The organism is Rhodococcus sp. LB1 (assembly GCF_001583455.1).
Taxonomy (GTDB): Bacteria; Actinomycetota; Actinomycetes; order Mycobacteriales; family Mycobacteriaceae; genus Rhodococcus_F; species Rhodococcus_F opacus.
In genome coordinates, this window is sequence record NZ_LTCZ01000379.1 from 24,629 (window position 1) to 39,610 (window position 14,982).

Genomic DNA, 14,982 nt, shown 5'->3' on the forward strand with positions numbered 1-14,982 from the left:
AGACTTATCCAGTCAAGCTGTCATCACAGACTTATCGCAGAGGAGTTCGATCGACATCATGAGACGTCTCGTGCGCACCGAGGGCCTGACCGCCGAGCAGGACGAGATCCTGGCCGTTGTCCGGCAGTTCGTGGACAAGAAGATCATCCCGGTCGCCACCGAACTCGAACACGCCGACGAGTACCCGACGGAGATCGTCGAGGGGCTCAAGGAGCTCGGCATCTTCGGCCTGATGATTCCCGAGGAGTATGGCGGTCTCGGGGAGTCGCTGCTCACCTACGCCCTGGTGGTCGAGGAGATCGCCCGCGGCTGGATGAGCGTGTCCGGCGTGATCAACACACACTTCATCGTGGCCCACATGCTCAACCAGCACGGCACGGAGGAGCAGAAGCTCGAGTACCTGCCGCGCATGGCCACCGGCGAGGTGCGCGGCGCCTTCTCGATGTCGGAGCCCGGGCTCGGCTCGGACGTCTCGGCCATCACCACCAAGGCCACCAGGACCGCCGACGGCTATGAGATCACCGGCCAGAAGATGTGGCTGACCAACGGCGGATCCTCCACCCTGGTGGCGGTGCTCTGCAAGACCGACGAGGGCTCCGAGTCGGTCTACAAGAACATGACCACCTTCCTTGTGGAAAAGGAGTCCGGCTTCGGCGAGACGGCCCAGGGGGTCACCATCCCCGGCAAGATCGACAAGATGGGCTACAAGGGCATCGACACCACGGAGATGATCCTCGACAACCATCGGATCTCCGCCGACCAGGTCCTCGGGGGCACCCCCGGCAACGGCTTTTACCAGATGATGGACGGCGTCGAGGTCGGGCGCGTCAACGTCGGCGCCCGGGCCGTCGGCATCGCGAATCGCGCATTCGAGCTCGGCATCCGGTACGCGCAGCAGCGCGAGACGTTCGGAAAGCCGATCGCACAGCATCAGGCGATCCTGTTCCGGATCGCGGAGATGGCCACCAAAGTGGAGACCGCGCACTCCATGGTGGTCCGTGCCGCCCGGCTCAAGGACGCCGGCGAGCGCATGGACGTCGAGGCGGGGATGGCGAAGATGATCGCCAGCGAGTACTGCAACGAGGTCGTTCAGGACTCGTTCCGCATCCACGGCGGCTACGGCTACTCCAAGGAGTACGAGATCGAGCGACTGTACCGCGAAGCGGCGTTCATGCTGATTGGCGAGGGCACCTCGGACATCCAGAAGATGATCATCGGCAGATCCCTACTCAAGGACTATCGAATCTAGACCGAAATACGGCGCGCAGAAACGACAGAAAACAGGAAGCCGGCTTGATTCATCAAGCCGGCTTCACTGGTCGCTTCTACCAGGCGTAGTCCTCGGGCGCTGTCCGATACCCCGGGAATATCGTATCGAGACGTGATGACGGCATCGAGACTCAATTCAAGCGCCGCCGCAGCGTCGTCGAGATCGTGTTCGGTACGCGGCCCCACGAAGGGTGCCCGTGATCCCGTGCGCACCAGCACCCACGCGAGAGCCATCCGCGCCGGCGGGACCCCCACACAACAGTTTCATACTCCTTCAGCTACCTCCGGAACCCGCGAGCTGCTCCTACGTGAATCGGGCCCCTGGACTTCGCAGCCGATTACACCCCGATGCAGCGGGCCCATGCCAGAATTCCGATGAGCACGCTGCGTCGTTGCCGGAGCGCGATCTGGCCAATGCGGTGGGCAGGTATGTTTTGCCGACGCCCACGGCGCCGAGGACCAGCCTGCAGTGGCCGGCGTCGGCGAAGCGCAACGAGACCAGATCCGACAACGCCCGTCGTAGTGCAGGTCGTCGAGTGCGTTTCAGGTGTCGATCCGCATGTTGAATTTCAACCCGGCCTTCGCCGAACGTATTGGCGCCGAACGCGATTCGCGGCGTGACACTTCGTCGGCCAAACAGTTCCAGGAAGGCGAGGTGGCTGAGCTGGTGCTGTCGGGCCAGCGCCAGTCGCTGCGGCAGGATGTCCTTCGGTGCGCCGAGTTTGAGGGCTTTGAGATCGCGATCCATCAAAATTTCTTTTCCACATTCGATCATCGAGCACCCCTCGACGGGTTTGATACCAGTGCTCCGGCCGCCATCGTGACGACCGAAGCCCGCCGTCCATGTTCGACGGCGGGCTCCTGGTCTTCACCTGCGAGGTTGTCGCTTCGTATCCGTCATGTGGCGGCTAATCGACGGTGCCGGCGCCGCTCGTACTCGTCACGCGGCACCTCCGGTGCATCCTTCCGACCCAGGTCGTCCATATGCACCCGGTAGGTCTCCCGCGTGAAGTAGGCGGCGATGGCTGCGACTACGCCGATACCGAAAACGACCGACCCGACGATCACCGGCACATTCGCGCCGGGGGGAGCAATGACGGCGAAAACGGTCGGCATGATCGCTGTGGCCATGCCTGCGAGGTTTTGCGGGATTGCGAATCCGGTGACACGGGACCGGGTCGGGAACTGTTCCTGGAAGGAGCTCGGGAAGACTCCTTGGAACCCCTGAAAGGCCACACCGTATGCGAGGAGTCCGAACACGAACATGAGAGCGACGTTATGAACACTGATGAAGTACAGATAGCCGAAACACAGGGCCGTAGAACTGAGCATGCCGAAGATCAGACACGGCCGCCTGCCGATCTTGTCAGACAGGGCACCGGCCGCTGGGACGAGCAGCGCGGCCACCGCATTGCCAATCAGCGAGAGCCAGAGGAGGTTCGCCGGAGTGAACCCATTGCCATAAGCCTTATTCGTCGCGAAGGTTGCGCCGAAAACCAACATAACTACGGGAATGATGGTAAGCAGCATCATGATGAACACGCGCACCATGTCGGCGCCGTTGCTGCGAACGGCCTCCACAATAGGTGAGGGCGGCGTGTTGTCACCATCCCGCTCCTCGAGGAATGCCGGCGTCTCATTCACCCTGCGTCGAATAATTAGACCAATGAGGACCACGACCGCACTCAGCAGGAACGGGATCCGCCAACCCCATGAGTGGAAGGCTTCGTCCGGAAGCCACGTGGCCATCGGCAAGAATGCCGCCGCCGCGAGAATCTGGCCGACCGCGACGCCCTGCATCGTGAAGCTCGTGTAGTAGCCGCGCCTTCCGAATGGCGCGTGCTCCATGATCATCGCGCTCGCCCCGGAGATCTCCCCACCGACGGCGAAGCCTTGAACCAAGCGCAAGACGACCAGGAGGGCCGGGGCCCAGACACCGATGGAATGGTAGGACGGAATCAGCCCGACACAGAACGTTGCAACTCCGATGATGAGCATGCATAGAACGAGGACATTCTTCCGTCCATGCTTATCGCCCCAGTGACCGAGAACGAATCCACCTATCGGCCGCGCCACATAGCCGACGCCGTATGTGGCGAAGGACGCAACGATGGCAACCGTCGGATCCGCCCCCGGGAAGAAGAGCATGGGAAACACCAGCGCGGCCGCTTGGGCGTAGATAAAGAAGTCGTAGTACTCGAGCACCGAGCCGACCCACCCGCTCGCGGCGGCCTTCTTCGGCGTCTTCGCATGCCCTGCCGGTTCGCCTGAGCCGAGCGGCTCAACGATCTCATCACTCAATGGACTCTCTCCTAGCAACGGCAACTCCGAGGCATGACGCTCGAAATCGACTGTGAGCTCTACCACTGTCAAGTTAGACCATCATTGACACTGATGCAATAGTCAGCCGATTAACTGTCTGACTTATAGAGAGGACTTCTATCTGACAACAACGATCGGCGATCTCCACGATTCAGCCGAGCGCCAAGGGCACTGCGGGCCGGGCGCGTTCGCAGTCCGGCCACCGGGGATTCGTTCTGCGCACCCGTGGCGGCGGAAGCGGGTCACGCCGTGCGAATCAACCAGGGCGTCTGGCTCGCTGTCCGCGTGAGCGTGACATCGGGCACCCGGCCTTCCGGCGCCGGCCAGCCACGGCATCGGTTCGAGGGCAACATCCACTACGCGGACGTTCGGACCGAGCACGGTGGGGCATCGGCAGGCGAGGCACCCCGCGTAGATTCCGGATGATCGGACGACGCAGCCAGCCGAGCAGGGTCGGCTGCACGAGGACATGACCCGATCGAAATCGACCCGCACGTCCCATCGATCCCCGGCGCGGGTGACCGGCAACCGAAGGCGGGCACGCTGCGAACCCCGCGCCTCGATACGAATCGTGGGGCGTGCCGCCGTAGCAGCGCGTCGACTGCGACCAGTTGAGGGCGAGGTGATGTCGACCGGAGTCTTCACGAGCACTGGTTTCACCCCGACCCGGGTGTGGATGCAGACATGTTCTGCGCGGTCAGACCGACCCGGTCGGCTTGGCCGACAGTCGATCCGGTTCGAACTGAGCATCGATCGAGGACAAGATGAAAGCCACCGGGGCGCTCCCCGTGGTAGCTCGAATCCGTCACGGCCTCCCGGACCGCCCGGACGAGCGGCTCGGGGATCGACCGCGGCCCACCGCATCGCCTGCTGATAGCCGGACACGGCGGGGCAGGCCGGGACCGAAGTCCCGTAGCCAGCCCGCCGTCCACGGCCAGGATTGGTCTGCCATCGCTACGCGCCGGGCGGCGTGAGGGGCCTCTCCTCAAAGCCGTAGAGAGATTTGAGTTCTCGATACTCCTCGAGTCCCGAGACACCATGAGCGACCGATCCCGGACTTGTAGCCCCCATGGGAGGCGCCGGATCGGGTCTTTCCTCGCCTACGCGAGCGCGGCCGGGCACGCGCCCAACGACCGGGAGCTGTACCTCCCCGAATCGTGGACATCCGACCGCGACCGGTGCCGCGCCGCCGGCATCCGGTGACGACGTGGCGTTCGCGACCGTGCTCAGCGGTCGATGAACTCTCGCTCGCCGGCATCGACAACCCGTTGTTCTTCGCCGACACCACCTCCGCGCTCTCCGTCGGCACGAAGAAGTCGGATGCCGAGGCTGTAGCTTTGGGTGCCTCACGCGCTCCCGGCACGGTTGAGCAAATAGGTCGCAGCGAGCGGGCAGCCAGGGCTACATGCGGCGCGACTTCAGTGTTTGAACCGGCAGCCTTACGAGATAGGGACTCGTGTCCGCGGCCCGAATCGGTAAGCGAACCTCCGGCAAACTATCTTCTCGATCGAAGTAGAGGCGCTCCTCGATTCTAATGCGAGGTTGCAATCTCGCATGCTTCCGAGCGGATCCCGCCACCGGGTGAGATCTTGGCCGCCTGCGCGAACAGAGGGTAGAGAACGTCACCCGCCATGTGCGAGAACGACTCGCGCTCGTCGATGAGCTCTCGGTCGTCGCGGCTCACCGACCCACCAGCCACAACCACCGACAATTGACAGCTAGTAACTTACAAACATTTAGGCATGTTTTTTACTTTCTCCCACATATTAGACCTTTATGAAAAAGACTGCTCTTGCACTGTCTGTCAATTACGTGATTGACTGAGTGTCGTACATCACTCTGAAGGGATGCGTCATGCCATCAGCCCTCGTTGAAACATCGCGAGAGACCAAAGACACCGCGAGATCGACGCGGGCACCCGCGTTGGTGTCCGTGCACGGTCTGACAAAGTCATTCGGACGCCCAGGCAACGAGATTCACGTCCTCCGCAACGTCGACCTCGAGGTGGCCGATGGCGAACTGCTCGTACTCCTCGGCCCCAGCGGTTGCGGAAAGACCACCCTGCTGCGCTCACTTGTGGGACTCGAGCGCCCCGATTCAGGCCGCATCCACATTGGCGGCTCCTGCGTACTCGACACTGCGCGTGGCGTGTTCGTGCAGCCGAATCGCCGCGACGTCGGCATGGTCTTTCAGAACTACGCCCTATGGCCACACATGAAGGTTCGCAAGAACGTCGCCTACCCGCTTCAATCGCGAGGCCATAGCGCAGCACTCAAAGGTGGGCGGGTCGAGGAAGTCCTTGACATCGTGCAATGCGGCCACCTCGCAGACCGGTACCCACCAGAGCTCAGTGGCGGCCAGCAGCAGCGCGTCTCGCTTGCGCGCGCTCTGGCTCCGCGACCCACGCTGCTGCTTCTCGACGAGCCTCTCAGCAACCTCGACGCTCTCCTGCGCGTCGAACTGCGTGCGCAACTCCGGCTACTTCATCGCGAATTGGGCTTCACAGCCGTCCACGTCACGCACGACCAGGAGGAAGCCATCGCGCTGGGCACCCGGGTCGCCGTCATGAACGCGGGCCGAATCGAGCAGGTCGGCGATCCCATCGAGGTGTATCGCGCTCCCGCGACCGAGTACGTCGCCGACTTCCTCGGCGCCAGGAATCGACTCGAGCTTCGAGCGGAGGACGGCGGCGTTGCCCTCGCCGGACAACGACTTCCTGGTCTAGCCCGCGACGATCTCCGCGGATCCTTTGCACTCCGACTCCGCGACGAGCACCTGTTGGTGCGGCCCACAGCAGACGACACCTCATCTCCCGCGTCGCATGCCACCACGGCCACCGCGACTGCCTGGCTCGCCGACGGCCGCATCGTCGAACTATTGCCGGGCATCGAAACCAGCGAGTGCGTCGTCGAGATCGGTGACCTCCGACTGTTCGCCCGGATCCCCACGGGGGCGGTCGACCTACGACCGGGCCAGGCTGTAGAGGTCGGATTTCCGATCGACAAAGCCCGCTGCTACAGCCAGGACCATGGCCGGCTCGTTCCCGACTGGGCCGACCGGACGGATCGCACCCATCAGGTCGCAGGAGTGTGGTCATGACCACTGACGTTGCCAGCCGCGACGCCACGATGGATGAGGTCGTCATCGACCAGACGCCAGCGCCGGTTGGGGGGTCGTCCCCGATCGCGTTCGCGCGTCGATTCAAACGTCAACTACCGTGGCTTGTCCTCACTGTGCTGGTCGGCGGTTTGGTCCTGCTGCCAGTCGTCCCGCTGCAACAAAAGGCCTTCGCCGACGGCGCGGCCGGCCTGCGCGGCGTACTCGAGCTCGACGGAGTCGGCAAGATGTTCGCCACGACGCTCGTCCTCGGCGTCGGATCCTTGATCGTCGCGTTGATCGTGGGCACTGGCCTGGCGCTGTGCATGCACGCAACATCGCCGCGAACACGAAAGTACCTGGCGTTCATGCCAGTTCTGCCGATGATCATTCCTGGCGTCGCTCATGTCGTCGGATTCGTGTTTCTCTTCTCCCCGGAGAATGGGTACGTGAACACCCTGCTGCGCGCCACACCCTTTTTCGACGGCGACGCCGGCCCGATCAACGTCTACAGCGAGTTCTGGATCATCGTCTACACCGGCATTCACCTAGCAGCGTTCGTATACCTGTTCGTGTACGCCGGCTTGCGCAACTTGGGTGGTGACTACGCCCTGGCGGCCCGTGTCAACGGCGCCGGGCCACTGCGCATCCTCCTGACCGTGACGCTTCCCCTGCTGCGACCGGTGTTCGTCTACGCCGGCGTCGTGTGCTTCCTCCTCGCACTCGGTCAGTTCACCGGCCCCCTCATCCTGGGCCGTCGTGAGGGGCTCGACGTGATCACGGTGCGCATGTTCGAGCTATCCGCGCAGTACCCGATCGATTACTCGGTCGTCGCCGCGCTCGGCACACCCCTCATGGTCCTCGCCCTCGTCATGGTGATGGTGCAACGGGGCCTGATCGGCAAACAGGACCGGTTCGTCGGAACCGTGAGCGCAGCATCGCCAGCGAGCACCAGCCGATGGGGAAACATCGGCGCCACGTTGGTGGTGCTGCTCTTCACAGTCTTGTCAGCGCTGGCGCCGCTGGTGGCACTTGCATTCGTGGCGCTCTCGCCGTTCTGGAGCGGGTCGGTTTCCTTCGATGCGCTGACGACTCAAAACTTCTCCTCGGTGTTCCAGGACAGGGTGTTCGTCGAGTCCATCTTCAACAGCACGTTCGCCTCCGTCACCGCCGTCGCAATCGTCCTCCCACTCGGCACCTTGATCGCCCTCGGGATCTATAACCGAGACCGTCTCTGGCGCCCACTGTCAGTGATCCTCGACGTCCTCGCCAACATCCCACTCACAATGCCCGGAGCACTGCTCGGCTTCGGCTTCCTCTTCGCCTACTCCAATCCGTCGATCGGGCTCTACGCCACCAAAACAGGACTCATCCTCGCCTACGTCACGATCATGGTGCCGTATGCAGTGCGCTACCAACTCGCCACGCTCGTAGCGCTCGGCCGCACGACCGTCGAGTCTTCGCGGGTCAGCGGTGCCGGTCCCCTCCGAACGTTCATCCGCGTCATCTTGCCGCTCGGGCGCGCCGGAATGGCCTCGTCGGCGGCCATCATGTTCGTCCTCTTGATCCACGAGTTCGGCGTCTCGCTGCTCATCCGTTCCGCCGAAGTCAACGTGATGTCCGTGGCCCTGTTCGAACAATATGACGCAGGGGGCTACCCGCAAGTCGCGGTCATCGCGATTGCGATGACCGCCATCACCGCAATCGGCGTCTTCTTGGCCCTGCTGTTCGGAGGTAGCCGTGCTCTCGAGAAGCTCTGATAGGCAGAAGGACCAGAACATGAGACACCTGACCAAGTGCGTCGCCGTGTTGGCGGCCGCGCTCTCGACCACCTTGCTCGCTGCCTGCGTCCCGGCAGCCGGGTTCTTCGGCGACGGCGGGCGAACGGTCCACGTCTACAGCGTGGCGGCACCCTCGCAGAACAAAAGGCTCGAAGACGCCTTCAACGCCTCCCACCCCGATATCACCCTCGAAATCACCAGGGGTGCATCGGACTTGGTCCCCAAGGTCGACGCAGAGATCGCAACCGGTGCGGACGGCGCCGACATCTTCATCATGTCCGGCGATTCCTGGTTCCTGCGCAACAAGGACAACCTGGCCCCCGTGACCGCTGATGCCGCCAAAACCTACCCGGACTGGGGAGTCGACGGCCACGCGCCGATCGTGTCCTACTCACCGTTCAGCATGATCTTGTGGAACACCGACGCCTTTCCTGACGGCTTCGAAACCTGGGACGATCTGCTCGCGCCAGAGGTCAAGAATCGGCTGGGCGTGCGAGACACGATGAGCGCTGTGCTCGCTTCCTATCTGCAGTACCTTCAGGACAAGAACGGTCCCAATTATCTGCCTGAGTTGGCGGAGCAGAATCCGAAGTTCTACCCCTCGCTCATCCCGATGGCGCAGGCTGTGGCCTCCGGCGAGATCGGCGTCGCCTACACCGCCAGCCCTGCCGTCGTGCACGACCTCGAGAGCAGAGGAGCGCCGATCGACTCTGTGCTCATCAAGGACGGCTGGGCATCTCCGTTCATTGCCGGCATCCTCAAAAAGTCTCCACGCCAGGACGATGCCCAGATCGTAATGGACTACCTTCTCTCACCTGCAGGCCAGGAGGTATTCAACGGAAGTGGCGACGCTGGCAGTCCGATCGAGGGACTCGACGGCACGATCGACACCACACAGATGCGAGTCCTCTCCGAGAAGGACACCCCTCCCGAAGTGATCGCGGAGTGGGCCGTCCGGCTGCGTGAGATCTTCAACCGCGGCTAAACCCGCGCGTCTCCCCGCCGGACGCCTCGCCACAAAGGCTCCGCTCGACCCACGATCGTCCACCGTCAGTCGCGTTCTGAGGTGGCAACTGAGATAGGTGCCGTCTCGAGCTCAGTCGGTAGGGGCCCCTTTGTGCGATGTAGGCATGGGGTGGGCCTGTGGACTGAAGCAGGGTGTGGGTCGTGCACTCAGTCCCGTGGCAATGTGACATCGTCATCGCCGAACTCGGGCTTCGTCGCAAGCTCGCGGGCGTCGGGCACGCCAGCCGTCGAAATCTCCATGCAACGCCAGATGCGTCGGAGTCTCAGCATGCAAGGTCGGCGGTTGGCAGGTGCCCTAATCGGTCACAACCGACAGCAGCGATATCCTTGAGAGGACCCCATCGAGAGGTGAGTGCAGAGTCGAGTCTCCTTTTACTGGTCGTGCCGTCGGGACCAGTGCACAGGAACCACGCCGGCGGCGTGAATAGACCGTGTAATGGGCACAGGTGATCCGCTCGACACAGAGTCGTACCCGACTCCCCCGGTCGCCGAGCTGAGGGCGACCGGGTTCGATGATGCCCGGGAAATTGGGCGCGGCGGTTTTGGTGTTGTCTACCGCTGCATCCAGACCCCATTAGATCGCACGGCGGTGAAGGTTCTCCTCGTCGAGCTCGACGAGGAGAATCGGGAGCGATTCTTCCGGGGACAGCGGGCGATGGGCCGTCTGACCGGGCACCCGAACATCGTCACCGTCCTGCAGGTCGGTGCCACCAACAGCGGCCTTTCCTACATCGTGATGCCATACCATCAGCAGGATTCTCTCGACGTCCGGATCCGCGACCACGGTCCGCTGCCGTTGCCTGAGGCGTTGCGGCTTGGTGTGAAGATGGCCGGCGCGGTGGAGACAGCACACCGACTCGACATTCTCCATCGCGACATCAAACCGGCGAACATCTTGCTCACTGATTACGGAGAGCCGGCACTTACCGACTTCGGTATTGCCCATATCGCCGGGGGCTTCGAGACCACTACCGGCACAGTTACCGGGTCGCCAGCGTATACGGCACCCGAGGTGCTCGCCGGTGACCCCCCGAGCGCGGCCGCCGACGTCTACGGCCTCGGTGCCACCCTGTTCAGTGCCGTCACCGGTCATGCGGCGTTCGAACGCCGCACCGGTGAGCAGGTCGTCGCGCAGTTCCTTCGGATCACCACACAACCGGTTCCCGACCTGCGTGAATATGGGGTACCCGACGATGTGTCCGCCGCGATCTCACGCGCGATGTCACGCTCCCCCGATCACCGGCCCGCCACCGCCGCCGACTTCGGCGAGGAACTGCGACGGATCCAACTCGATCACGGCTATCCGGTGGACGAGATAGCCTTACGCACCGGACCCGACGCGAGGGAGCAACCAACCTCGCACGGCGCCAGATCGATGGGTCCGCCTCCGCGAGTCGCGACGGGGAACCTCCCCCTGGAACTGACCAGTTTCGTCGGTCGCCGACACGAGCTCACCGAGGTGAGGAATCTGCTGTCGGGATCCCGGCTCGTGACATTGACGGGGATCGGGGGTGTCGGCAAGACGCGCCTGGCTTTCCGGGTCGCGTCAACTGCGCAGCGCCAGTATGCAGACGGTGTCTGTCTGGTCGAGCTGGGCAAACTGCGCAACGAGTCGTTGCTGCTGGACGCGGTGGCCAGCGCCCTGGGGGTGCAGGACCACTCGGCGAGACCCCTGCGCGAGGTCGTCGTGGAGTACCTGGCGACGCGGGAACTGCTTCTTCTGCTCGACAATTGTGAACACGTGGTGGACGCGGTCGCGGAACTGACCGAGGGGCTGCTACAGACCTGTCCTCGGCTACGAGTCCTCGCCACCAGCCGTGAACCCGTCGTCATCGGCGGTGAGGCGGTGCTGCGGGTGCCCCCGCTGACCGTCCCCGATCCCATCCGACCGCCATCATTGCGGGGATTGCCACAATACGACGCGCTGGCCCTGTTCGCCGAACGCGGCGCTGCCGCCGTTCCCGGGTTCGCGCTTACCGACGAGAACATGAGCACAGCGGTCAGAATCTGCCACCGCCTCGACGGTTTGCCGCTGGCGATCGAGTTGGCCGCGGCCCGGCTGCGGGCGATGTCGCCCGAACAGATCCTGCAACGACTGGCCGACCGCTACACCCTGCTCACTCGCGGCCGCCGGGGTGCACCGACGAGACAACAAACGCTGCGGTGGAGTATCGACTGGAGCTTCGAGTTATGCACCGCCCGTGAACAAGTGGTGTGGGGACAGCTATCGGTGTTCGCACCAAGCTTCGAACTCGATGCAGCGGAGCAGGTGTGCGGCGCGGACCTGGCATCCGGAGATCTGCTCGACACGGTCAGCGCCCTGGTCGACAAGTCGATCCTGGTACGAGAGGAACACGGCGCGGGGGTGCGCTTCCGACTGCTCGAGACGCTCCGCGACTACGGCCACGAGAAACTCGAACAGACCGGCGAGATTGTGTCGCTACGCCGCCGGCACCGGGACTGGTACGAGCGATTAGCGCTCGCCGCGGAGGCTGAGTGGATCAGCTCCCGACAGCTCGACTGGATCGCGCGCCTGAACCGGGAACAACCGAACATCCGTGAGGCACTCGAGTTCTGTATCGACGACGACTCGACCGCCGGCCTGCGCACCGCCGCAGCACTCCACTGGTTCTGGAGCTCCCAAGGCCTCTACAACGAGGCACGGCGCTGGCTCGACCGCCTGCTCGCCCGAGACAGTGGCCCACTAACCCTCGAACGGATCAAGGCGCTCCACTGCGCGAGCGCCATCGCCGACGTGCAAGGTGATTTACAGGCCGGGGCCGCACTCGTAGAGGACGGCCGCGCGCTCACCGCCCACACCAGCGACCCCACAATGCGCGCGCTCATCGACTACGCCGACGGCCTGCTCGCCCTATACAGCGGTGATCTGGCGCGCGCGTACTCTTACCTCGAAACCGCCCTGGTTGAGTTCAGCCGACGCACGGACCGCACACTCGAAGTCGCTGTCCTGTACTCACTTGGGCTGACCTATGAGCTGTGCGGCATGACGAAAAAGGCTATCGAATGCCACGAACGCGTGCTGACGCTCACGAAAGAATGCGGCGAGCAGATGTATCGGGCGGGCTCGTTGTGGGCCTCGGGGATCGACGTGTGGCGTCAGGGTGATATCGATCGCTCAATACGGTTACTCGAACATTCATTGGAGCTGGCCCGGCACGTGCACAACCCGCGCGTTGCCGAATACTGCCTCGAGTCGTTGGCCTGGATCGTCTGCGACCTGCGCGACGCGCAGCGGGCTGCAGTCTTGATGGGGGCCACCGACGGGCTGGCGCAGTCGGTTGGGAGCCCCGCGATCATTCATCCTAATCTGCTTGTCTACCATCAAGAATGCGACCAGAGGACACGCCAGGAACTAGGCGACAACGCGTTCGCAGTCGCCCACCGCAGGGGTCGACACCTCGACTTCGACGCCGCGATCGCCTACGCCCTCCACGAACAAACTGCCGATATCTCCGCGCTCACCCCTTACACGCCAGTGAGACTGACCAAGAGAGAACGCCAGGTCGCCGATCTGATCACCGAAGGCCTGACCAATCAGGCAATCGCCGACCGCTTGGTGATCTCACGTCGTACCGCGCAAGGCCGTGTGGAGCACATCCTGGCAAAACTCGGATTCACGTCCCGAACGCAGATTGCAGCCTGGGTGGCGAAGGAAAGGCGCGATGAGAACTGACATAGGTCTACCAGAATACTTCCGGGACTCCGTCGTCCGCGAAGGGTTCTTGATTTACACTTCTTAAACTGAACCCCCACGGGAGGGTGCGACGGCCCGGGACCACAGGGCGATTCCCCCGACGTTTCGCGGCAACGGACGGTCAGGAACCTTCGTTCCTCGGGCACACCTCTCGCCCCTGCCAGGTCTGTCGGATTAGTGCGATCGGTCGGTGCCAGCCCCTCGTTGACCGTAGACGAGATGACAATCTAACTCGCCATCGAGGATCGACTCGACCATAACCTCACTCCATCGCTCCAGTAGCCGTCGGCAGGCCGTGGCGAGACTCGAATCCGTTGCGGTTGCCTCGATTCGTGACAAGTTGGGATCCTTCGGAGCATCCTGGTCTCAACCTGGAGCGCTAGAGGTATCGTCCAACCGCAGTGTCCGTGGCCATGAGAAAGTGGATCTGGCGCAAATTTCNATCTGCCGTTTGAGCATCTTGATCCTGCTCACGTGCCCCTCGACAGCGCCGGAACTGTGCGGCAGTGTCAGCCCGGCGGTGACGGCATCGAGATCGCGGACCAAGCCTGCAGCAAACGACCGAAGTGCCGGTGATCCTTCTCGCCGGGTGCGGCCGATCCAGGCGTTCAGGTCGTGGCCGCGCCGATCCACCATGATCTCGGCGAAGTCCCGGACGAGTCGTCCTGTGGTGGCGAGCGCGGGGCTGCGCGCCAGCAGCGCGTCGCGCCCGGCCCGGTCCTCGTCGGTGAGCCGGTCCGGTCGTCGGGTCAGCCACCCGGTGACCTGCCGGACGCTGGGCGCTGCCGGCATCGACGGCGGTGCGGTGTGGGCGGCGCGCAGTGGCTGCAGGAATCGGCGCACGGTCTTGGCGCTGCCGCGGTAGCCAAGTTCGGTGATCTCACGTGTGAGGACTGCCGCGTCGACACATCCGGCTGCGACGCGTTCACCCAGGTAGGGTGCGTATTCGTCGAGCAGACTGCGGCCGGTCCGCGTCGTTGGCAGCAGGTCTTGGACATCGGCGGCGCGAGCGAAGCGCCGGACCGTCTTACGGTCGAGCGGCAGCGTCCGGGAGATATACGAGATCGTTCTTCCCATTGAGAGCAACTCGTGGACGGCGGCGTGGCGTTCCCGGGTCCGGGTGGCCAGGCGACTGTCGGCGAGGCCACTTTCGGTCGGGTCGATAGTCGCGGAGGGTTTGTCGATTCCGTCGTTGGTGCTCGTGGTCTCGGTGGGTGGGCGCAGGTCGGCGCGGTGGCGGATTACCGTCTTCTCCACCGCACCGGCGAGGTTGTGCCACAGGTGCCAGCGGTCGGCGACCTGGATCGCGTCCGGGGCACCGGTGCGGACGCCTTCGGCGTACGCCCCGGCACGATCTCGGCAGACCACCTCGATCTCGGGATGGCCGCGCAGCCAGGTGGCGACGGAGCCGGCGGTGCGGTCGGGCAGCAGGTCGATCGGTGTTCGTGTCTTCATGTCCACCACGACGGTGCCGTAAACGTGGCCTCGGCGGAGTGCGAAGTCGTCGATACCGATGACGGGCACCTCACCGATGGGTCGGTCGGGTATCGACCGCACTGCTCGCAGCAGAGTGTCCCGGCCGACGGCGACTCCGAGTCGGCCGGAAAGTCGGGCGCCGGCCCGGCCTGCCGCCGCCAGGCCGATCGCTTCGATCATCGCCGTCCCCGCCGGTGTTCGCCGACTCCACCGCTCGGTCAACCCCGCGATCTGCTCGGCGAAAGTCCTTGCCCCGCAGTCAGTAGTGTCGCAGAAGAACCGGCGGGCCCGGACATC

General features: G+C 63.8%; 10 protein-coding genes and 1 pseudogene. 6 read left to right on the top strand and 5 right to left on the bottom strand.

The window, feature by feature from the left end; translation table 11 throughout:
* The first annotated feature begins 58 nt into the window (after positions 1-58).
* On the top strand, positions 59-1,249 hold the full coding sequence (locus AZG88_RS36235; RefSeq protein WP_005242296.1) for an acyl-CoA dehydrogenase family protein: 1,191 nt from the start codon (positions 59-61) through the stop codon (positions 1,247-1,249).
* Here AZG88_RS36235 and AZG88_RS52185 read toward each other — a convergent pair.
* The 3 genes from AZG88_RS52185 to AZG88_RS36245 all read right to left on the bottom strand — a co-directional run bounded on the left by AZG88_RS52185 (position 1,246) and on the right by AZG88_RS36245 (position 3,570).
* Positions 1,246-1,488, bottom strand: coding sequence for a hypothetical protein (locus AZG88_RS52185; protein WP_156517706.1), 243 nt, complete (start codon positions 1,486-1,488; stop codon positions 1,246-1,248). The two genes, AZG88_RS36235 and AZG88_RS52185, sit on opposite strands and share 4 nt — an antisense overlap.
* A gap of 85 nt (positions 1,489-1,573) precedes the next feature.
* A complete protein-coding gene (locus AZG88_RS36240) occupies positions 1,574-2,017 on the bottom strand; it encodes an ATP-binding protein (protein WP_197487999.1) in 444 nt (147 codons plus the stop codon).
* Positions 2,018-2,166: 149 nt separating this feature from the next.
* The gene (locus tag AZG88_RS36245; protein WP_082833563.1) at positions 2,167-3,570 is read right to left on the bottom strand and encodes an MFS transporter; all 1,404 of its coding nucleotides are present in this window, start codon (positions 3,568-3,570) and stop codon (positions 2,167-2,169) included.
* Positions 3,571-4,671: 1,101 nt separating this feature from the next.
* Between AZG88_RS36245 and AZG88_RS52190 the strand changes: the two are divergent.
* A pseudogene (locus AZG88_RS52190) lies at positions 4,672-4,813 on the top strand (transposase); the annotation flags it as partial.
* A 309-nt stretch (positions 4,814-5,122) separates the two neighbouring features.
* Here AZG88_RS52190 and AZG88_RS52195 read toward each other — a convergent pair.
* Positions 5,123-5,275: a hypothetical protein gene (locus tag AZG88_RS52195; protein WP_156517707.1), complete on the bottom strand. Its 153-nt coding sequence runs from the start codon at positions 5,273-5,275 to the stop codon at positions 5,123-5,125.
* 248 nt (positions 5,276-5,523) lie between these two features.
* On the opposite strand from AZG88_RS52195, the gene AZG88_RS36250 reads away from it, so the two are divergent.
* The 4 genes from AZG88_RS36250 to AZG88_RS36265 all read left to right on the top strand — a co-directional run bounded on the left by AZG88_RS36250 (position 5,524) and on the right by AZG88_RS36265 (position 13,188).
* Positions 5,524-6,690, top strand: a complete 1,167-nt coding sequence (locus AZG88_RS36250) for an ABC transporter ATP-binding protein (RefSeq protein WP_231914316.1) — start codon at positions 5,524-5,526, stop codon at positions 6,688-6,690.
* Positions 6,687-8,447 (top strand): ABC transporter permease, encoded by a 1,761-nt coding sequence (locus AZG88_RS36255; protein ID WP_061700493.1) that lies wholly within the window; start codon positions 6,687-6,689, stop codon positions 8,445-8,447. The genes AZG88_RS36250 and AZG88_RS36255 overlap by 4 nt, the downstream gene beginning before the upstream one ends.
* Before the next feature lie 19 nt (positions 8,448-8,466).
* Positions 8,467-9,453: an ABC transporter substrate-binding protein gene (locus AZG88_RS36260; RefSeq protein ID WP_061700494.1), complete on the top strand. Its 987-nt coding sequence runs from the start codon at positions 8,467-8,469 to the stop codon at positions 9,451-9,453.
* Between the two features lie 477 nt (positions 9,454-9,930).
* Positions 9,931-13,188 (top strand): protein kinase domain-containing protein, encoded by a 3,258-nt coding sequence (locus tag AZG88_RS36265; protein ID WP_061700495.1) that lies wholly within the window; start codon positions 9,931-9,933, stop codon positions 13,186-13,188.
* 387 nt (positions 13,189-13,575) lie between these two features.
* Here AZG88_RS36265 and AZG88_RS36270 read toward each other — a convergent pair.
* The coding region (locus tag AZG88_RS36270; RefSeq protein WP_063886931.1) for an ISL3 family transposase at positions 13,576-14,982 on the bottom strand (1,407 nt) is incomplete at its 5' end.

Coding starts and splice junctions, on each gene's coding strand:
- AZG88_RS36260 (WP_061700494.1), top strand. CDS start 8,467: ATGAGACACCTGACCAAGTGCGTCGCCGTGTTGGCGGCCGCGCTCTCG.
- AZG88_RS36240 (WP_197487999.1), bottom strand. CDS start 2,017: ATGGATCGCGATCTCAAAGCCCTCAAACTCGGCGCACCGAAGGACATC.
- AZG88_RS36255 (WP_061700493.1), top strand. CDS start 6,687: ATGACCACTGACGTTGCCAGCCGCGACGCCACGATGGATGAGGTCGTC.
- AZG88_RS36265 (WP_061700495.1), top strand. CDS start 9,931: ATGGGCACAGGTGATCCGCTCGACACAGAGTCGTACCCGACTCCCCCG.
- AZG88_RS36235 (WP_005242296.1), top strand. CDS start 59: ATGAGACGTCTCGTGCGCACCGAGGGCCTGACCGCCGAGCAGGACGAG.